Origin of the sequence: Nocardia sp. CDC160 (assembly GCF_035818795.1) — a bacterium.
In the GTDB taxonomy this organism is placed as follows: Bacteria; Actinomycetota; Actinomycetes; order Mycobacteriales; family Mycobacteriaceae; genus Nocardia.
In genome coordinates, this window is the sequence record NZ_JAYKYT010000002.1 from 1347082 (window position 1) to 1365979 (window position 18898).

Below are 18898 nucleotides of genomic sequence, written 5' to 3' on the forward strand. Positions count from 1 at the left end.
ACGGCTAGGTGCCGACGGTGGGGGTGGTCGTTCGTCGTTGGGTGAGAGTGGTTGTCAGCGCGAGAGCCGTGAGAAGTGCGGCTAGGGTGAGCAATCCGGTGTCGAGGGTTGCGGCGGTGGCGGTGATGCCGACGAGGAGTGGGCCGCCCGCGTCGCCGAGTTCGCGGCCGAGTTCGGCGGCGCCCATGGTCTGGCCGAGGCGGTCGGGTGGGCTGGTGGCTGCCAAGTGCGCGAATCCCAGGGGCGTGATCAGTCCGGTACCGGCACCGATAATCACGGCCGCGCACACTAGGCCCGCGATCCCGGGCAGGATCGTCGCGACGGCGATCCCGAGCGCGGTGAGCAGGAGCCCGGCACCCATACCGGAGTGATCACGCAGTCGACCGGCGTCGCGGGCGCGTCCGGCGCGCGGCTGCACCAGTGCGGCGGTGGCGGCGAGCAGCGACACGATCGCGCCGGTGGCCAGGGGTCCCAGCCCGTGACGGGACCCGAGCGCGGGAAGGAATCCGACCCCGACCGCGAGGGCGGCCGTCGCCCCGGCCAGGGCCGCGGTCGGGCGCAGGAACGCCGCGCTGGTGAGACGGCGCGCCAGATCCACCACTGTCTGACGGGTTTTCGGCAACACCTCGACCGTGGGCACCACGATCGCCGCCCACACCGCGACGCCCGCGGCGAGCACCGCGAGGGCGGTGAACAACACCGGGTAGCCGCCGATGGCGACGAGGACACCGCCCAGCAGCGGACCGAGGGTGTAGCCCAAGCCTTTCCACGCGCCGTAGCTACCGAACGCGCGCCCGTGTCCGGTGGCAGGGGTGAGCCGCGCGACCATCGCCGCGGCGGCCGGGGAGAACGCGGCAGCGGCAGCGCCCTGACCGAAGCGCGCGATCCCGAGCAGTCCGGGGTTGTCGACGAGTACGAACAACGCGGACGCGAGCGTGAACGCCGCCAATCCGCCGAGCAGCACCGGCCGGGCGCCAATGCGGTCGGACAGCGTCCCGAACACGGGTTTGAGCAGCACCTCCGCGCCGTCGTACACGGCCAGCAGCAAGCCCAGGGTGAGCAGACTCGCATGCTCCTGCCCGGTGAATCCCGCGAGACTGGCCGCAATGCTGTGCGCACCGAACGCGGTCACGAACCCGGCCGCATACAGCGGAAACAACGGTCGACGCCCCAGCCCTGTTCCGACGCCCGCCCCGCTGGTCATCGTGAGTCCTCCTGCGCGACATCGGGTTCAGCGCCCAAGTTGCCGATCAGAACGCGGTCGGCGCAATGCTCGAGTTGCTGCCCGGTCTCAGCCGCGGCGGAGGCGCCGAACACGTCACGGGCCTTGATGTCGCGGTGCCAGCGCCGCAGCCGTTCCAAGCGTTGCTCCTCGTCCTCGAGCGTCGATTACGCCAGCCTGCCGTCTCAGGATCGCCCATGCGCACAATGGAGCGCGAACCGCGCTGGCGACGTGCCGAACTCGGCCATTGAGCGCCGGAACACCTTCGTCGGCAATATCCTGCCGGTTTCTTCCCCTGCGACGCTGAGGCGTGAGAGATTTTCGCAAAATCGGCAATATTCTGCTGATCAGTGTGCCGTTCTCGGCTCGGTATGGCCGGTTCATTCTCGAGCTCTCGCAACCGGAGTACCCCCACGTGGTGGAGAACGAAGCGGCGCACCTGAAAGCCGCGAGGTTGATGAAAATCCCTGTAGCCGAGGCGAATCTGGTTACCGACCGCATTGGCGAGACCGGTCTGCTGGTGCGGCGGTTCGATCGCGTGCACGAGGGACGGACGTGGCGACGTTTGGCGTTCGAGGATGCGACACAGGTGCTGGGTCTACCCCCTGCGTCGAAGTATCAGCCCGATGCCGTCACCGTGGTCAACGCACTGGCGCAGATAGCCGAGGCTCCGACGGTGGCCCGTCGAAACCTTTACTTGCAGTTTCTCTTTGCCTGGCTCACCGGAAACGGTGACCTACACGCGAAGAACGTCGGCGTGGTCGAGGGGCCCGGTGGGAATGGGATATCGCACCGATATTCGACATACCGTGCACCTTGGTCTACGGAGACGATTCGATGGCGCTGCCGATCTCGGGCCGGACTCGCAAGTTGCGCTCCCGCGACTGGGCCGCGTTCGCAGCGGAAATCGGACTCACCGAGCGGGCCGCGGTCTCGGCGCGCACTGTCGCACTCCGAGCGGCCGCGGCGGTCGATTACGCCACCCTGCCGTTCTCAGGATCGCCGATGCGCAAAATGGAGCGCGAACTCCGTTGGCGACGTGCCGAACTCGGCCACTGAGCGCTGAATCGACAGGCCTCAAATATAACAAGAAGGTAACTTACCTTACCGACCGCTCGGTACAGTCGTTAGCATTCGCCGCATGAGGAGAGGTTGCGCGAGGGCTGTGGCCGGGTTGGCGATGGCACTCGTCGTGGGTGGTGGGGTGGCGACGGCGGGTGCGGCGCCGGACAATCGGCCGGTTGGGCCGGTCGAGACGGCGTATTTTCAGCCGGGTCCGTGGGCTGTGGTGTCGCAGCAAGGTTTCGGATGCTGCGACAGTTCCGGGCATGCGTTCGACATTTGGTATCCGGCCGACCTCGGCAAGGGTGGGTTCAAGCATCCGATCATCACGTGGGGGGACGGCACGTGGGCGCATCCCGGGCAATACGCGTATCTGCTGTCGCATCTGGCCTCGTGGGGTTTCGTGGTGATCGCGCCCGACAACAGCAATACCGGATCGGGGCGGGAGATGCTCGACGCGGTCGATTACCTGATCGGCCAGAACGATGATCCGGCCAGCCCTTTCCACGGCAAGCTCGATACCGATTCCATTGGCGCGATGGGGCATTCGCAGGGTGCCATCGGTGCGGTCAATGCCTTGGCGCAGTCGGGTGGGCGGATCAAGACGGCGGTGACCATCGAACTGGTCGCCCAGTTGATCTGCCCGGCCATCCCGGTTGCCACCGAGGGCGAGGCACCGTTCTCGTGCGCGGACCCGCGCCAGCTGACCTCCGGTTCGATCTTCTACGTGAATGGTTCCAACAGCCCGATCTCGCCGTCCACACAACCGATTTCGGCAGAGATCGCGGGGCTGCAATCGGCGCGGTCCTACTACGACGCGACTCCCGACACCCTCGACAAGGCCCGCGCCACCCTGATCGGCCCGAACCACAACGACATCCAGGGCCAGCCCGATTGCGACTCCGTGGCCAGCGCCTGCGTCAACGGCGTCGACGGGTTCCTCGGATTCCCGACCGCCTGGCTCATGGATCGCCTGCGCGGTGATCGACGCGCCCACGACGCCTTCGTCTCGGGAACCGGTGAACTGTTCGCACCGAACCCGAACTGGACCGAGCAGCAATCCAACATCACTCGGTGACCCGAGCCCCGACACCCGGTCCAATCCGCGTAATCAGGCAACTTTGTAGCTAACATCGCCGGTCGTGTGGGTCCTTCACAACCAGCGCCCGGCTGCCGCGTCGCCGCGGCCGCGCGGCCGCCGATCCGGGCTGGTGGGATCGGCGATCCTGGCGATCGCCGCGACCTGCGTCGGATGCGCGGCCGATGCCGGGAAGACCGAGTCCACCGTGCCCGTGCCGAGTTGGATCGGCCATGCCACCGACGGCGGCCCCACCGCGCCCACGGAGCCGATCCACGGCCGAATTGTCTTGGCGGGCAAGGACGCACCCGGTCGGGCCGCCTACGCGCGCGAGGTCTCGACACCGGACTCCGACACGTACGGCAAGTATCTGAGCCCTCCGGACTACCGGTCCCGATTCGGGCCGACGCCCGAACAGACTGCGAACATCGAGGCGTGGCTGCGGAATGCGGGACTGACCGTCGGCGCGAGCGACTCCCACCTCATCGACTTCACCGGAACAGCCGAGACGGTGAATCGGGCATTCCGGACGACGCTGCATCAGTACACGGTGGCGCCGATCACCGCGGTGGCGCGGACCTACACGGGCACCGCGCCCGCACCCTCGAGCCCGCTCACCATTCCGAGCTCCCTGACCGGCGCGGTGCAATCGGTCGACCTCACCGGCGCGTCCCACGAAGAGCAACTTCAGATCAAGGTGCCACAGAAACGCAATTCGAACCCGGCACAGAAACCGGCCGCACCGACTCCCTGCTCGCGGTACTACGGCGAGCGAACAATGAATGACCTTCCTCCCGTAAACGGTTCGCCCCCAATGGTTCACGGGTGCGGTTACTCCTCGGCGCAGTTGCGTGGCGCGTACGGTGTGCCCGCCGAGCTGACCGGCCAGGGCCAGACCGTCGCCATTATCGGGTCGGGAGTCTGGCCGTCGCTGGAGTCGGACGTCGACGGGGTTTTCGCCTCGACCGGCGTGGCGTCCCTCGCTCCGGACCAGTTGCGAATCATGGCTACAGAGAACGCACCCGCCGAACCATCCGTCGAAGGTGCGATGGACATCGAGGCCGTGCACTTCATGGCCCCTGCGGCCAATCTCCTCTATGTCCAAGGTGACAGCACGGGGGCACAACAGGATTCGACCCTGGCGGGATATACGACAGTCGTCGACTTTGGGCTCGCCGACATCATCACCAGCTCCATCGCTTCCGGACCGGAGAGCTTCCAGTCACCGGGGGTGGTCGCCGCGTACGAGAACATCTTCCAGCAGGCCGCGATCGAGGGCATCACCATTCTCAAGGCCTCCAGTGACTTCGGGAGTAACAACGGCGACGCCAATTTCCCCGACGCCGATCCCTGGGTGACCGCGGTCGGCGGCACCACGCTCGCGGTGACCGCCGACGGCGGCTACCGCGGCGAAACCGGTTGGGAGAACACGCAAACGGTGCTCGATCCCCAGAAGACCGGCTGGGAATCGCCGCCGGGGCAATTCGTCGGCGGCGGGGGCGGCGGCATCGCGAACACACCGCAGCCCTGGTACCAGCGCGATGTCGTGGATTCCGCGCTGTCGAGGACGGGTTCGGGCACCCCGATGCGGACCTACCCCGACGTCGCCGCCGACGCGGACGAGCACACCGGTATTCCGGTGGGGCTCACCGTCGACGGGAACTATCGCATCGCCCCGGTCGGCGGAACCAGTCTCGCCTCACCCCTGTTCGCGGGGATGATCGCCGATGTCCTCCAACAGCGGGGCCGTCCGCTCGGGTTCGCCAACCCCGCGCTGTACCGATTGGCGGGCGGCGATGCCTACCACCGGATCTCGGAATCGATGCCCGGCACCGATCACCCTCCGGCGTTCGCCACGCTGGACCCGGCGGGCCCGGCGGTGCTGGTGCTCTCGGGCCAATACGCTGCGGCCGGTGTCAAACCCGGCCAAAAGTACAGCACGGCAACCGGTTTGGGATCACCCACCAAGACGTTGTTCGCTGAACTCACCAAATGACACCGCTCACCCGAGAACAGGAGAGGCCATGATGGTGCGTGGTGGCTACCGGCTGACGGCGTGCCTGTGCGCTGCCATCGCGGCGGTCGGTGTCGGCGGTTGCGGGAGCGAGCACGAATCCGCTTCCGGCCCAACGACTCCCGCTCCCGCGACACTGATCGTGGACTTTCTGAACACGCCCGGTCTGCCCGAGCACTTCCGCACCACCGCCTCGCCGCTCGCGCCCACGGCCGCGACCCCGCCGAGCCTGGTCGGATTCGATTCCCTGCGCGAGTCGGGCAGCACCGATCCGTCGCGCGACGGCTGGCAGTCCATTGCCGATGCTCTGCCGCCGGGGACCCGCTACGACATCGACCTGCGCCAGGAGACCCACCTCTACGTCGACGGCATGGTGGTGAGCTGGTACGGCGAGCGCGACGACGCGAATATGGGCATGACCACCCAGCAGGTTCTCGATCTGCAAGCGCGACGGGTCAAGGAGCTGACCGATGCCCGCGACATCACCTTCGGCATCCTCCCGGGCAAATCGGCGACACCGCCCATGAACCCGCTGACCGGCCCACGGACCGTCGACACCGAGCAGCAGGTCGTCACGCCGCTCGGCTTCACCTACGAATATCTGCCGGTTCCCGACGGCCACATGCCATCCCCGCAGACCGTCGACGAATTCCTCGCCTTCACCCGCTCACTGCCCGCCGACGCCTGGTTGCACTTCCACTGCCGCGAGGGCCACGGCCGCACAACCACCTTCATGGCGATGTACGACATGATGCGGAACGCGAAGCAGGTGAGCCTGGACGACATCATCGCCCGCCAACACCTCATCGGCGGAGCCGATCTCGCCACCGACCAGGCGGCCCAACCCTTCATCCCGTCCTTCTACGAATACGCCCGCCAGAACACCGACGACTTCCACACCCCCTACTCCACCTGGCTGGCCGCCCACCCGTCATAGCGATCACGCCACAGCTCCAGGTGGCGTTCGAGTCTAGGAGTTACCGGGGCACAGGGTGATTCCGTCCAGGCGCTCGCTTTGGCCGCCGTCGTCGCCGATATCGCCGACGCCTAGGGCACAGAGATTCGCGGCCACCTCGGCGGGATCGGTCCGCCACAGTTCCGAGACCGAATCGCCGATGCCGAACACGCGGTTGTCGTGCTTGCGGTCGAAGCCGACGAACCAGCGCCAGCCGAACTCGGCGGACAGCGAACTTCCCAGCGGGCGGATCTCGGACGGGTCGGCGATATCCCACAGGCGAACGGTTTGGTCGGTGCCCGACGACACCAGGCGCTTTCCGGTGTTGTCGAGCGACAGCCCCGCGACCGGAGCGGTGTGGGCGGGCGTCCTTCCGGCCTCGCGGGGCGAGGCGGGATCGCTGATGTCCCAGGATCGGATCGACTCGTCGTCCCCGCCGCTGAACAGGTGACGGCCGTCCTTGGCGAACACGAGGGTGGCGACCGGGCCCTCATGGCCGGTCAGGCGGGCGCGCAAGACGGGATGGCGGCGATCGCCGATGTCCCACAGATAGATGACCGCATCACCCGACCCCGTCGCGGCCAGTTGACCGTCCGGCGAAATCGCCAGGGACCGAAACGATCTCGTGGTGTCCGCCTGCGCGGTGCCGAGCGGAATCGGGCGCGCCGGATCGCTGACATCCCAGACGCGCAGCGACGTGTCATCGTCCCCGGTGACCAGGAACCTGCCGTCCGGGCCGAACACGGCATCGGTGAAGTATCGCGTGCGCAGGGGCTGCACGGATCCCAGCGCGGTGGGCCGGGCCGGATCGGCCACATCCCAGAGCTGGAACCCGCCGCCGCCGGAATCCGAGGCCACGACGGCCTTTCCGTCCGGCCGCAGGCTCACCCACACACCGTGGAAGCGACCGACCTCGGCGCGGGCGGCACCGGCGAACGACACCCGGTCCTCGTGGTCGACGGACCACAGCTGGAACTGTCCGTCGTCGCCGCCGGTCACCAGGTGAGCGCCCGTGGCGTCCATATCGAAGGAGGTGAACGGCGAATCGGTGAGGACCGGAATATCGGCGGGCGGCAGCGACCACACTCGAATCCGGCCGTCGCCCCCGGCGGAGATCAGATTGTTGTCCGCGGTCAGCCCCAGGGCCGAGATCGGACCGCGATTGCCGCGAACCGGGTGACCCACGGGCTGGAACCCGGTCGGGGTGAGCTGCCACAGCACGACGGCCCCGTCGGAGCCGCCCGAACTCAACTGGCCCGGGCCGAACACGAGTGCGTCCACGGGTCCGTCGTGCAGGGTCTGCGGAATGCCGAACTCGCGCGGCGCATTCCGGTCGGCGAGCGACCACAGCCGCACCGATCCGTCCTCCAGCCCGGCGGCCAGCAACCCGTCCGGATCGACGGCGAGCGCGCGCACGCCGCTGTTCGGGGTGGCGAGAGGCGCGCCGAGCGGCACCGGATCGGCGGGATCGGTGATTTCCCACAGCCGGATCGTCCGGTCGTCGCCGCCGCTCACGAGCAGCCTCCCGTCCGTGCTCAACGCCAGCGCAAGTATCGAACCATCATGTGCGGCAATGGTTTTGCGCAGCCTCGGTACCGATGGATCGGTGACATCGACAAAGGACAGCCCGCCCTTCTCGTCCGAGGCCACCACCGACCGGCCGTCCGCAGTGAACACCAGTGCCAGCACGGGCGATCCGAGATCCAAAACACCCAGTGCCCGTGCCTTTTTCGGATCTCGAACGTCCCACAACCGCATGGTGCCGTCATATCCGCCGCTGGCCAGCACACCACCGGCCGGGGCGAAGGCCACCGCGGCCGCCGCCCGGGAATGCCCCGGCAGCTCGATTCCCTGCGCGATGGGCCGACGGCCACCGTCGGTGGCCCACAGGCGAATCCGGGTATCGTCACCCGCGCTGGCGATCAGCCGGGCACCGGGCTGGTAGGCGATCGCGTTCACCCGTCCGGCATGACGCTCGGACGAGGCATTGATGATCGAGGTGGACTGCGTGGCCAGCAGTCGCGCCCGGGCCTCGGCATCGTCGGGCCGAAGCCGGTAGGCCGCCAAGGCCATTCGCGTCGACTCCGCCGGATCGAAGTCCACCGCGCGCCGTGATTCGGCCACCAGCGCGGCGATCCGGGCATCGCTCTGCTCCCGGACCAGGGCGCGGCGCTGCGCGCCCGCGAGCACCGCGGCGACCAGCGCGCCGACCACCAGCAGCACCGCCCCGGCACGCACCATCCTGCGCCGCCGGACGGTCTCGTGCCGCCGTCGGCGCGAGCGGGCGATGAAGTCCTGCGCGACCCGATTGACCGTGCCGCCGCCCTCGAGCGCCAGGTGCGCCTGCTCCAGCCGCTTGGACCCGTACAGCTGCGCATCCGGCCGTCCCTGCGCGTACCAGACGCGGGCGTCCTCCTCGATCCGATGGCGGGCGGGCGCGAATTCCTTTTCCTCCGCGACCCATTCGGCCATGCGCGGCCAGACCCTGGGCACCGCGTCGTGCAGCAGTTCGATCTCGTCGTCGTGCACGATCGCCAGCCGGGCATCGACCAGCCTGCCGATCACCGCCTCGGTCGCGGCGGGATCCTCGGATTCGGTCACGAGCACCTTGCGCGACAGTCGATTCCGCGAGACCGACCGCGGGCCGATAATGGTCAGGGCCAGCAGCACCGACCGGGCGGTGCGCTGTTCCTCCGGGGCGAGTTCGGACCACATCCGTTCGGCGGCCCGCGCGACCGAGCCCGCCATGCCGCCCGCCGCGCGATAGGCGTCCAGGGTGAGGGTACGGCCGCCGCGACCGGCCCACGTCGCCTCGAGCACGTGCGAAAGCAGCGGCAGCAGTGCGGCTTTGCCGTCCTCGGAGGTGGCGGCGTCGAGATCGCTCAGGATGACGTCCACGAGCGCGGGCTCGACCTTGAGGCCGCAGGCCACCGCGGGTCCGGTGATGGCTTCGCGCAGTTCCGCCTCGCTCATCGCGCCGACGATCACCGAGCTCTCGTGCATCGCCTGCGCCAGGGCCGGGAACTGGATGATGTCGTTGAAGAAGTCGGAGCGCAGCGCCATGACGGCGGTGACCCGGCGGGTGGCCGAGGCGTCGGTCAGTCGCATCAGCTCGTCGACGAACTCCCGGCGCTCGAAGTCGTTGCCGCACAGGGTGAACAGCTCCTCGGCCTGGTCGATGAGCAGCAGCACCTCAGCGTCCGCCGACGCCCCGGACAGCCCCGACAGCGCCGCGCGCAGGGCGGCGGCCGGGTGCGGGCCGGGCGTGAACAGCACGGGCGCATGGCCTTCCGGCCGCGCCTGCAGGCCCGCCGCCAGCAGGGACGACTTGCCCGCACCGGAGACGCCGACCAGCAGCACCAGCCGGGGTGCGTAGTCGTCCTCCTCGAGGGCCGCGATCGCGTCGAGCACGGCCTCGCGGACGCTCTCCCGGCCGAAGAACAGATCCGCGTCGGCGGCACGGTACGGCGACAGGCCGCGATAGGGCGGATGGCCGGGCTCGCGCACGCGCAGGGCCAGATCGCCCTGATCATTCCTGGCCTGCTGCCAGGCGACCCGCCAGCGCTGGAGTTCCAGCAGCCCGCCGTCGAAGTCCTCGGGCAGCTCCCGCGCCTTGGCGTCGCCGATGAGCACGGCCACCACCGGCAGGACCGACTCCCAGGTGGCGGGCACCCGGTTGCCTCGACGCCAGTCGCTCACGCGTTGGACCGTGACCGGCGTGCTGCCCGGGACGCCGCGCGCATTCGCCCGCCGCACAATCGATTTGATGGTCGGCGCGCCCGCGGCGTCGAACAGCGCGCCGAGGCGATCGGCGAAGCGCTTGCGCGCACCAACTGCTCCCAACCCGGGGGCTCCTCCGAAGTCCGGCGACTCAGTGTCGAACGGCGGCTCAGTGTCGAACAGTAGGGGCAATTCTGGTTCGCCACCGACGCTAGCAGCCACGACCGCACCTCCAGCTAATTTTCAGACAACGATCGGATCGCCCTGCGGCGGACAGCGAAGGGCGGGTTCGGCCCGGGCGGACCGAACCCGCCTCCCGGTGGCGTCAGAGCGCGGGCAGTTCGATGCCGAAGGCGGCGGCGAGCTGGTTGCCCGCCTCGGTGATCTGCTGGACACCGGCCGCGATCGGATCGGCCGACATCGGGGCCGCGACCTGGTTCACCGGGGCGGACGCCGGTACGGCGTCATCCTTCGGGGTCATCTCCTCGTTGCCGAAGAAGTCGGCGGCGCCCAGCGCCGAACCGGCGAGCGCGCCCACCCCGGCTCCCACCGCGGCACCGACGAGCGCACCGAGCGGGAAGGCCACGGGAGCACTCGCGGCCGCACCGGTCGCCGCACCGAGCACCGCGCCCGTGGTGCCGCCGATGGCCAGACCCACCGGGAATCCGAGCGTGGCACCGATGACCACGCCGACCGGGCAGCCCACCAGGAAGAAGGGCAGACCAACCAGACAGCCGACGCCCGCGCCGATCGCGGCTCCGGCCAGGCCACCGGCGGCCATACCCACCAGGCCGACCGCACCGCTGCCGACAATGGCACCGGGCAGCGTGCCCGCCGCGCCGCCCACCACCGCGCCGACGGTGCCGCCGACAGCGGCGCCGCGGGCCGCACCGGCATTGGCGGCGTTCGACATGGTCGGCGGCTTGGTCTTGGCGTCGTTCCGCAGATCCTGGGTCGGATCCGGGACGGCCGCGGCGGCCGGTTGCACCAGGGCCGCAATCGGTGCGGCACTCGCCGCCGGGGCGGTGGCGGCACCGACCGCCACCGGGATGGCCGCGGCGAACATGACGAGAGTGGCCAGCTTCAACTTGGTGATGCTCATGGGTTCTTCCTTCCCTCGGCCCATTTCGGGCTTGCCGATCCGGCGCACATCAGGGTGCGGATCGGCAATCGGGACGATCAACGCCACTTCGGCCGAACTCGGGCCTCGCCGCAGCTCGCAAGCCGCCGCCGAGAATTCCGCAGCGGCCGACCGAAGTGCCAGCGAGTGGCCCCGATCACTTCGAGCCGACGCCCCTCGATTCCGCAGCGGATTTCCCAACCACCCCGGCCAACCCGCGGATTAGACGCGAAATCCCTGCGGTTCGGTTGACTTGTCGATGCCCGAGAATTGCTGGTCGCCTGCGGGCGATACCGTGAACCCGGCTCGTACTGCACTGACCTGGCTCGACAACTCGTTGTTCGCAGAAGGTAAGGAGTGTGGTTCGTATGGTTCCGCGTTCTCTCGCCCTCGCCGCCACGACCGTCTGTACCCTCGCGCTGATGGCGCTGGCCTTGCCCAACGCGTCGGCATCACCGATCTCGACGACGTGGCGGATCGACAATCACTCGGACGCGATCAACGAGTTGACATTTCATATCACCGTGGAAGAGGCGCCCACCGTCGATCACTATTACTTCGCCAATCAGTTCGCCTTCACGGGCGGAAACGGCATCGGCTATATCGGGTTGCAACCGACCGACAACGCCAGCGATGGATCCCGCCGGTTCCGTGCGATATTCAGTAGCTTTCGCGCGGATTCGACGCCGAGTAACCCGAATTGCCACAGCGGCGCGGACGGCGGCAAGGGCGTCTCATGCAAAACCATCATTCCTGGTGAGCTCGGCGTGGACTTCCAACTCCGGGTCGTCGAAAGCGGCGGATCGGTGACCGGTACGGTCACCGATACCAAAAGCGGCCATACCGAGACCATTGGCGAATGGACGGTCGGTGCGGACGCGGGCACCCTGGCTCCCTCCGAATTGAGCTGGGTGGAGAACTACCTCATGAACAACGCGGCCTATCGGGACAAGAGCACCTGCGATGCGCAGTACTACCCCTTCTACCGCGTGACATTCGGAAACCCCTCCGCCAACGAGGGCAAACTCACCGGAGAAATGGGCGCGATCACCCCCAAAACCATGCCCTGCCCCGGCGACTTGTCGACGAGCCATGATCAAGCTGGCACGGTGGTGCAGGCGGGCTACAAATAGCCGCGCACCGCTGGGAGTTTGGACGACGCCGGGGAACTCAACTCGGCCCCCAGCTATAGATCCAGGAGCTTCCCCGCGTCGCGGCGATGACACTAACAGCTCCGGCCCGGCCGTCGCCAAGCATTTTCGACCTGCGGTTACTGGGCGAGAGCCATGGCCAGGGACGCGGCGGCGAAGGCGAAGTAGGCACCCGGGAAGGCGATATTGCCGAACACGCGCTCGCGCACGTGAACGGCCAGGGCGAGGACGAAGTAGACCAGCAGGCCGATGGCGGCGGCAATGCCGATGATGCGGAACCCGAAGAGGCCCAGGAGCAGGCCGATCGCGCCCGCGGCCTTGAGGACACCGGCCGTGGGGATGAGGGATTCGGGGAATCGCACCGCGGCCGAGTTGGCGCGGACGAATTCCGCACGGGCCAGGTCGGCGACGGCCATGCCGCCATTGATGACGATGGTGATCGCGGTAATGACCAGGTAGGCGATGAACATTGCCTTCTCCAGACGGAATCGGGGACGAATTCGAGCCTGGTGCAACGAGGTTCGCGCGTCCAATACCTGCGTCTATAACCTGATGGCATGGATGTGGACACCCGGTTGCTGCGCTATTTCGCCGCGGTGGCGGAGGAGGGGAATCTCAGTCGCGCCGCCGAGCGGCTGTTCGTCTCACAGCCCGCGCTGACCAAGCAGATCAAGCAGCTGGAGAGTCTGCTGGGCGTGGCCTTGTTCACGCGGTCAAGAGCCGGTATGGCTCTGACCGAACCGGGGCGGGCTCTCGCCGAGCGGGTGCCCGCGGTGCTGGGCAGCTGGGACGAGGCGCTGACCGAAACCAAGAGCGTGGCCAGCCGGGCGGCGCGGGTGCTGCGGGTCGGGTTCGTGGCCAGCGCGGCGAACGAGGCCACGCAGTTGATCATCGCCGAGTTCGGGCGGCGCAGGCCCGAATGGCGGGTGGAGATGCGGCAGGCCCCGACCTGGTCGAATCAGACGGCCGGGCTGGTCGAGGGCGATGTCGATGTGGCGTTGCTGCGATTGCCGTTCCAGGGTCAGCGCGAGTTGCGGGTGGAGTGGCTGTTGACCGAGCCGCGCTGCGTCGTACTCCCCGCCGCCCATCCCTTGGCAGCCCGCGAGGTGATCGAATTCCGTGAGCTCTGGGACGAGCCGTTCATCGCCGCACCGCCGGAAACCGGTGCGTGGCGGGACTATTGGCTCGCGGCCGACGAACGCGAGGGGCACCCGATCCGCATCGGCGCGGTCACCGACCGGCCCGACGACTGGCTGGTCGCCATCGCCAACGGCTACGGCATCGCCCTCGCACCCGAATCCGCGGCACGCTACTTCGCCCGCCCCGGCATCGTCCACCGCCCGGTCACCGGCGTCACCCCCACCCGAGTCGGCGTCGCCTGGCGCCCCGCCCAGGACACCGACCCGGTCATCCAGGATTTCGTCCGCAGCTGCCTCGCCCACCGCGAGAGCGCCCGGCCGGATTCCTGATCCACCGGGCGAAATGTCTTCTCCACCCTGCCATTCCGACATGCTTTGGCCGGAATCCACCGAAACCGGTTGTGCTGCCGCATCGTATGGATCCCGGCCCGGAGCATGCCGGAATGCCGAGGGCGCGATCGCGCGATCGAGCTCGGCAGAACGTCCGGCCGGATGTGCCGTCAGAGGGTGGCGATCATCTTTTGTGCGGTGGCGGCGTGGCCGTACTGGTTCGGATGGAATTGCGCGCCTTCGCCATTGTCGACCGAGGTGCCGTTGACCCAGCGGTCCGGGATGGCCTCGCAGACGTCGTGGCCGTTGTAGATCTCGTAGGTGCTGAAGTACTCGGTGCCGGGCTGGGTGCGCAGCATGGCGTTCAGGCCGCCGATGACGGTGTCGCGCGCCCAGTCCACGTCGCCGGGCAGCAGCGGCTGACGGCCCGCGCACAGGGCCGCGTTGTCGGGCAGGATGTGCGGGTAGCCGACCAGGACGACGCGGGCCTGCGGGGCGCGAGTCTTGATGTCGGAGATCAGTTTCGCGAGCTTGGCCGTGGTCTGCGAGAGCCGGGTCGGCATCGAGGCGTCGTATTTGTTCTTGCAGCCCAGCAGCAGTTCCGCACTGCCGCTGGCAATTCCCGTCCCGAGGTTCTGGAGTACCGCGCTGCCGGTCCCCGAGCCGGTGCCGAGCGTTCCCGCCTTCACGCAGTCCGTGACGATGTCGGTGAAGCCGATGTCATTGCCGCCCACGCCCAAAGTGACCAGGGCGGTGTCGGAGGTGACCGCGGAGAGCTGGGTGCTGGTCACCGAATCGGTGGTCGCGCCGCCGCAGGTGACGTCGGTGAGGGTGTACCCGCGTGCGGCCGCGAACAAGTGGGCGTAGTTGCGATCGGAGCGGGAGCAGGCCTGGTCGACAATGTTCGAGATCTTGACGCCCGCCGCGTACGAATCGCCCATGGCCACGTACTTCGGGCCGTCGGCGTGGGCGGGAGCGAGGCCGACCAGTGATCCGGCGGCCACGATCGCAATAGTGGACAGGCAGTGCTTCAGTTTCACGATAGGGGTTCCTCGCGGTGGGGCTCTGACGAATAGCCACCGACGGTACGAGATGACCTCCCGACCAGTAGGTCGAATGATCAAATCGTTACCGCACGCGAGTGAACGTGTCGCTATTGGCCAGCACCGCGTGCGCCCACGGCAGCTCGATCAGCTCCGGCGGTGCGCCCGGCCGCGGCGGCTTGATCGCCCGGTCCGAGACGACATGCCAGGCCGCGTGCAGATCGCCGTCGCGCAGCAGACCGGTGAACGAGCAGATGCTGGGAATGGATCCGGGTGCGACGAACGAGAATTGCGCGCACGGGCCGGTGTGCAGGCCGATGATCGGCACCTCGTTGCCCGCGAAAGCGCTGTCGCCCAATGCGGTTTCGAAGGTACCGGCCAGCTTGCCGCCGGTGTCGTCGGTAATGGTGAGGCGGGAACCGTACTCGTTCCGCCACAAGCCCTTCCAGTCGATCGATGATGCGGTGTCCATGCCTCCCGCATACCCGCTTCCCCGGGGGATGTCGACCGCCCAGGTCAGCGCGGTACCGGAATGCCCCGGGCGGCCGCGAATTCGGCCATGTCGACCTGCCGCATCGCATTGGACAGGGCGGTGATGGTGCAGGTGCCCACCGGACCGATGCGGTCGTAGAGGGTGGTGGTGGCGACGGCGATACCGTTCGCGGCGACCCGGTTCTGGGCCACGATGCCGAGTTCGGGGCCTTCGGGCAGGCGCACGAGGGCGAGGGCGACATCGGTATTGATGTGGCCGACCCCCTGCGTGCCCCAATTGCAGACCAGATTGGCGGTATCGCTGACGAACGCGGCGCGCTCGAACGGCGTCACGGCCCGCCCCTCGACAATGGCCGGGACGTTGTTCCACGCCGACTTCCGGAACGAATTGACACCCGAGGCGAAATCGTGGGTCCAGTCCCCCGCCCCGGACTTGAACAGCGGCGGAGCACCTTCCGGTCCGTCGAGACGCCGCTCGGGGACCGGAAGGTCCTGGGCGGGCTGCCAGACCTCACCCGGCGGTTCGTCGGCCATGGCCAGGAACAGCACGGTGGCGCGGGCGCGGACCTCGTCGCGCTGGACGATCGAGGCGTCGACGGCGCGAATCCGATTGCCGTCGCGGACAATCGAGCTGCGCAGTTCGATGGGTTCGTCGAGCACCGGGCGGAACAGGTCGGCGGTGAATCGCGCGGGGAGGAAAACGGGCCCGGGACTGTGGGTTTCGAGCCGGTGAGCCAGCAGGCCGCAGACGGCCGTCCCCGCCAATTGGCCTTGCGACCAGGCACTGACGGCCATCGGGGTCGCGTGGTAGCGACCGTCCTCGTGGGTGAAGAACGCGGCCATACTGCCTCCCCTGCCAGGATGATGATCTTCCTAGATTAGAACAAGTTGCAGAATCGGTCAGTTCACCCAGGGCGGGTTGACCACGGTCCCGTCGAGCAGCTCGCCGGTGAACCCGACGGGCGCGTTGACGAGCACGACGGCTCGGCTCGCGGCCGGATTGTCCAGCCGGATGATGGATCCGGCCGGAGCCAGGGCCGCGTCACCGGCGGCCAGCTCCGCGGTCTCGCCCTCGATGGTCAGGGTGATCCCGCCCTCGAGCACGACGAAGGCCTCCTCCCGGTGAATGCGGTGCGCGACACCCTCGGTGCCGGGCGCGACCTCGACCCGCCACACGCACAGGTCGACGCTGCCCACGCTGGGCCGGACCAGCGGGATGAAACGGGCGCCGTGCATGTCGTGGGCCTGAGTGTCGGCGGCGTGGATTACTGGCATTGCCTTCTCCTTTGGTCAAGCAGCTTGACTATATGGTCAAGCTTGTTGACTTTTCTGTCAAGTGCCAAGATTCCTGGCATGCCCGGATACGCACAGGACTTGCCGCTGCTCCTCCTCGCGGCCGCCGCGGAGGTGACCGACGCCATCCATCGGGGCTGCGTGGCGGCCGGATTCACCGATATCCGGCCCAGCCACGGATTCGCCTTCGTGCGCATGGCCCCCGCGGGCGCGACGGTCGTCGAGATCGCCGACCATCTGGGCGTGACCAAGCAGGCCGCCAGCCAGTTGGTCGAGGAACTGGTGAAAAAGGGTTACGCCCAACGCAATCCGCACCCCTCCGATGCGCGGGCCAAGCTCATTACGCTGACCGAACGCGGGTGGGCGTGCACCCGCGCCGCCGATGCCGCGGCGGCGCGATTCACCGAGCAATGGGCGGCCACGCTCGGGGCGAAGGCGACCGTGGATTTGCGCAATGCGCTCGCGCGCGTTGTCACGCCGGGCCGAGTGCGGCCGTCGTCCTGGTGAAATCGAGGACAGCCCGGTCGATTACGAGAATCGAGCGAATCCGCCCGTAACTCAGCCGAGTTCGAGGGTGGTCACGCCGAAGACGCGCTCGCGGGCATACGGGCGAACCGGTCCCGTGTACATGCGGGCGGTCTCGAAGCTCGGCCGCAATCCGGCCTCTTCCATCAATCGCACGGCCGCCTCGTTGCCGAGCGGAACATCCACGGCCAGTGGCATTCCCGCCGCATGCGCGGCCAGCGCGGCGAGCAGCTGACGGGCGTCGGCGGGGGTGTCGGCGAACAGCGGGCCGACACGCAGCGATTCGCGGGCCGGGCGCAATGTGGCGTAGCCGGTCACCGTGCCGTCGACAATGCGGGCGAACGTCCGGTGCCCCGGTTCGGTCAGCCAGGCGGTGAGGAAATTAGGGCGGTCCGCCGGATGGCAGGCCGAATCGTAGGGGTGTAGGACGGCGAAATCCGCGGGCGACAGTGCCGTGACCGAGTTGTCCGGTAGGGGCAATCGCGGCACGCCGATGAATCGCGCACTGCCATAGGCGAGTTCGAAGCCGCTGCGTCGATAGTTGTCCTGCTGATCCGGGACGCCGTCCAACCCGACGACCCGGTCCCCCGCGTGCTTCAGCCCGAATTCCCAAGTGGCCAGCCCGAATCCGTGCCCGCGCAGGTCGGGCCGCACGAGATAGAAACCCAGGAAGGCGAATTCGTCGCCGTAGTTGACCACCGACACCGCGGTGGCGGGCGCACCGTTCACCCGGCCCAGGAAGAACCCGTCCGGATCCTGCGCGAAGAACGCGGTCACATCCCGCGCGCCCGGATTCCAGCCCTCGGCGGCGGCCCATTCCACGACGGCGGCCCACTCCCCCGGCGTGGCGCGGGCAATGACGAGATCATCGATACGCACGGCATCCGGCATGCCACCAAGGTAGCCGCAAAACCTCTGCTACTCACGCAGATTCAGGCAGATGGGGTGCCCCTCGGGATCGAGCACGATGCCCCACGGCAGCTGGTTGTCCCAGTCCGGATTGAGGCCCGGCTGGAATTCCGGAATCGTCGCGCCCAGGGAGACCGCCAGATCGGTGGCCTGGTCGATATCGGCGACATTCAGATCCAGATGCACCCGCTTGGGCTGCGTCGGGTTGTCCGGCCACGGCGCGGCCGCGTGCCCCTCCACGAAACCGAAGCACAGCACCGACTTGCCATCGGTGATCAGCGCGTACCCGTCCTCGGAGTGCATGATTCGCCAATCCAGCAGGGCGGCATAGAACTCGGCGAGCCTGCGCGGATCGGCGGAGTCGATGGTGACGCAGCTGAGCGCGATCGGCGCGGTCACGGCGGTGTCCTTTCAGCGGGCGGGAGCCCTTCGTCGGTGGAGCGGCCATCCAACTGCCCGGAAACCATAACCCGGCGCTCGGGTAGGGTCGGGCAAAGACATCGTCAACTACCTGCGGGGTTGGGAGATATGGCCGACTACGCGCACTCCGATCACGCCAGTCGCAGCCGGGAGGAGAAGGCCCGACGGCTGGCCGCCTACGTCTGGGCGCGCGGGATCACCGGGGACGAATTGCTGGATATGCCCGCCGCGCAACGGCGGAAGCTGGCGCGCGCGGCCGAGACCAATCCGCCCAGCACCGAAGAGACGTGGCAGGTGGTGGCCGGACTGCTGGCCGAGAAGGACGCCTGGGCCGCGCGCAATCCCGGGCACGCCGCGGCGCGGCGGGAGTTCGCCGACGAGAAGATCCTCTGGGTGAAACCGCCGGTCAAGCCGTGGGAATAGGT

The 18898-nt window shown here is 68.2% G+C and carries 18 protein-coding genes and 2 pseudogenes; 9 read left to right on the forward strand and 11 right to left on the reverse strand.

Annotated elements, in window-relative coordinates; all coding sequences use genetic code 11:
* Nucleotides 1-4: 4 nt before the first annotated feature.
* Nucleotides 5-1204 (reverse strand): MFS transporter, encoded by a 1200-nt coding sequence (locus VMT40_RS13795; RefSeq protein WP_326358370.1) that lies wholly within the window; start codon nucleotides 1202-1204, stop codon nucleotides 5-7.
* A pseudogene (locus tag VMT40_RS13800) lies at nucleotides 1201-1371 on the reverse strand (Chromate resistance protein ChrB); the annotation flags it as partial. The pseudogene VMT40_RS13800 and the gene VMT40_RS13795, both read right to left, overlap by 4 nt.
* A 203-nt stretch (nucleotides 1372-1574) precedes the next feature.
* Here VMT40_RS13800 and VMT40_RS39365 point away from each other — a divergent pair.
* From VMT40_RS39365 to VMT40_RS13820, 5 genes and pseudogenes are all read left to right on the forward strand, one after another.
* Nucleotides 1575-1982, forward strand: a pseudogene (locus VMT40_RS39365) (HipA domain-containing protein); the annotation flags it as partial.
* A 77-nt stretch (nucleotides 1983-2059) separates the two neighbouring features.
* Nucleotides 2060-2281, forward strand: a complete 222-nt coding sequence (locus tag VMT40_RS13805; RefSeq protein ID WP_326358371.1) for a hypothetical protein — start codon at nucleotides 2060-2062, stop codon at nucleotides 2279-2281.
* Between the two features lie 82 nt (nucleotides 2282-2363).
* Nucleotides 2364-3362, forward strand: a complete 999-nt coding sequence (locus VMT40_RS13810) for a poly(ethylene terephthalate) hydrolase family protein (protein ID WP_326358372.1) — start codon at nucleotides 2364-2366, stop codon at nucleotides 3360-3362.
* Nucleotides 3363-3426: 64 nt separating this feature from the next.
* Entirely contained in the window at nucleotides 3427-5358 is a 1932-nt protein-coding gene (locus VMT40_RS13815; protein WP_326358373.1) for a S53 family peptidase, read from the forward strand.
* A gap of 28 nt (nucleotides 5359-5386) precedes the next feature.
* On the forward strand, nucleotides 5387-6313 hold the full coding sequence (locus VMT40_RS13820) for a phosphatase domain-containing putative toxin (protein WP_326358374.1): 927 nt from the start codon (nucleotides 5387-5389) through the stop codon (nucleotides 6311-6313).
* Nucleotides 6314-6346: 33 nt separating this feature from the next.
* Here VMT40_RS13820 and VMT40_RS13825 read toward each other — a convergent pair whose 3' ends face one another.
* Both VMT40_RS13825 and VMT40_RS13830 read right to left on the reverse strand, forming a co-directional pair.
* Nucleotides 6347-10174: a WD40 repeat domain-containing protein gene (locus VMT40_RS13825; protein WP_326358375.1), complete on the reverse strand. Its 3828-nt coding sequence runs from the start codon at nucleotides 10172-10174 to the stop codon at nucleotides 6347-6349.
* Between the two features lie 202 nt (nucleotides 10175-10376).
* Nucleotides 10377-11153: a hypothetical protein gene (locus tag VMT40_RS13830; RefSeq protein WP_326358376.1), complete on the reverse strand. Its 777-nt coding sequence runs from the start codon at nucleotides 11151-11153 to the stop codon at nucleotides 10377-10379.
* 440 nt (nucleotides 11154-11593) lie between these two features.
* Between VMT40_RS13830 and VMT40_RS13835 the strand changes: the two genes are divergently transcribed.
* On the forward strand, nucleotides 11594-12304 hold the full coding sequence (locus tag VMT40_RS13835) for a hypothetical protein (RefSeq protein ID WP_326358377.1): 711 nt from the start codon (nucleotides 11594-11596) through the stop codon (nucleotides 12302-12304).
* Between the two features lie 137 nt (nucleotides 12305-12441).
* Here VMT40_RS13835 and VMT40_RS13840 read toward each other — a convergent pair whose 3' ends face one another.
* The gene (locus tag VMT40_RS13840) at nucleotides 12442-12792 is read right to left on the reverse strand and encodes a DoxX family protein (RefSeq protein ID WP_326358378.1); all 351 of its coding nucleotides are present in this window, start codon (nucleotides 12790-12792) and stop codon (nucleotides 12442-12444) included.
* Between the two features lie 87 nt (nucleotides 12793-12879).
* Here VMT40_RS13840 and VMT40_RS13845 point away from each other — a divergent pair, with 87 nt between their 5' ends.
* On the forward strand, nucleotides 12880-13791 hold the full coding sequence (locus VMT40_RS13845) for a LysR family transcriptional regulator (protein ID WP_326358379.1): 912 nt from the start codon (nucleotides 12880-12882) through the stop codon (nucleotides 13789-13791).
* A 170-nt stretch (nucleotides 13792-13961) separates the two neighbouring features.
* Here VMT40_RS13845 and VMT40_RS13850 read toward each other — a convergent pair whose 3' ends face one another.
* From VMT40_RS13850 to VMT40_RS13865, 4 genes are all read right to left on the reverse strand, one after another.
* Nucleotides 13962-14831 (reverse strand): SGNH/GDSL hydrolase family protein, encoded by an 870-nt coding sequence (locus VMT40_RS13850; RefSeq protein ID WP_326358380.1) that lies wholly within the window; start codon nucleotides 14829-14831, stop codon nucleotides 13962-13964.
* Nucleotides 14832-14919: 88 nt separating this feature from the next.
* Entirely contained in the window at nucleotides 14920-15306 is a 387-nt protein-coding gene (locus VMT40_RS13855) for an avidin/streptavidin family protein (protein WP_326358381.1), read from the reverse strand.
* Nucleotides 15307-15350: 44 nt separating this feature from the next.
* Nucleotides 15351-16169 (reverse strand): thioesterase family protein, encoded by an 819-nt coding sequence (locus VMT40_RS13860; protein WP_326358382.1) that lies wholly within the window; start codon nucleotides 16167-16169, stop codon nucleotides 15351-15353.
* A 57-nt stretch (nucleotides 16170-16226) separates the two neighbouring features.
* Complete coding sequence (locus VMT40_RS13865; RefSeq protein ID WP_326358383.1) at nucleotides 16227-16601, reverse strand: cupin domain-containing protein; 375 nt, start codon at nucleotides 16599-16601, stop codon at nucleotides 16227-16229.
* A gap of 78 nt (nucleotides 16602-16679) precedes the next feature.
* On the opposite strand from VMT40_RS13865, the gene VMT40_RS13870 reads away from it, so the two are divergent.
* Entirely contained in the window at nucleotides 16680-17126 is a 447-nt protein-coding gene (locus tag VMT40_RS13870; protein ID WP_326358384.1) for a MarR family winged helix-turn-helix transcriptional regulator, read from the forward strand.
* A gap of 51 nt (nucleotides 17127-17177) precedes the next feature.
* On the opposite strand, the gene VMT40_RS13875 is transcribed toward VMT40_RS13870, so the two are convergent.
* Nucleotides 17178-18035, reverse strand: a complete 858-nt coding sequence (locus VMT40_RS13875; protein ID WP_326358385.1) for a GNAT family N-acetyltransferase — start codon at nucleotides 18033-18035, stop codon at nucleotides 17178-17180.
* A 27-nt stretch (nucleotides 18036-18062) separates the two neighbouring features.
* Nucleotides 18063-18452 (reverse strand): VOC family protein, encoded by a 390-nt coding sequence (locus tag VMT40_RS13880; RefSeq protein WP_326358386.1) that lies wholly within the window; start codon nucleotides 18450-18452, stop codon nucleotides 18063-18065.
* Nucleotides 18453-18581: 129 nt separating this feature from the next.
* Here VMT40_RS13880 and VMT40_RS13885 point away from each other — a divergent pair, with 129 nt between their 5' ends.
* Entirely contained in the window at nucleotides 18582-18896 is a 315-nt protein-coding gene (locus tag VMT40_RS13885; RefSeq protein WP_326358387.1) for a hypothetical protein, read from the forward strand.
* Nucleotides 18897-18898 lie beyond the last annotated feature (2 nt).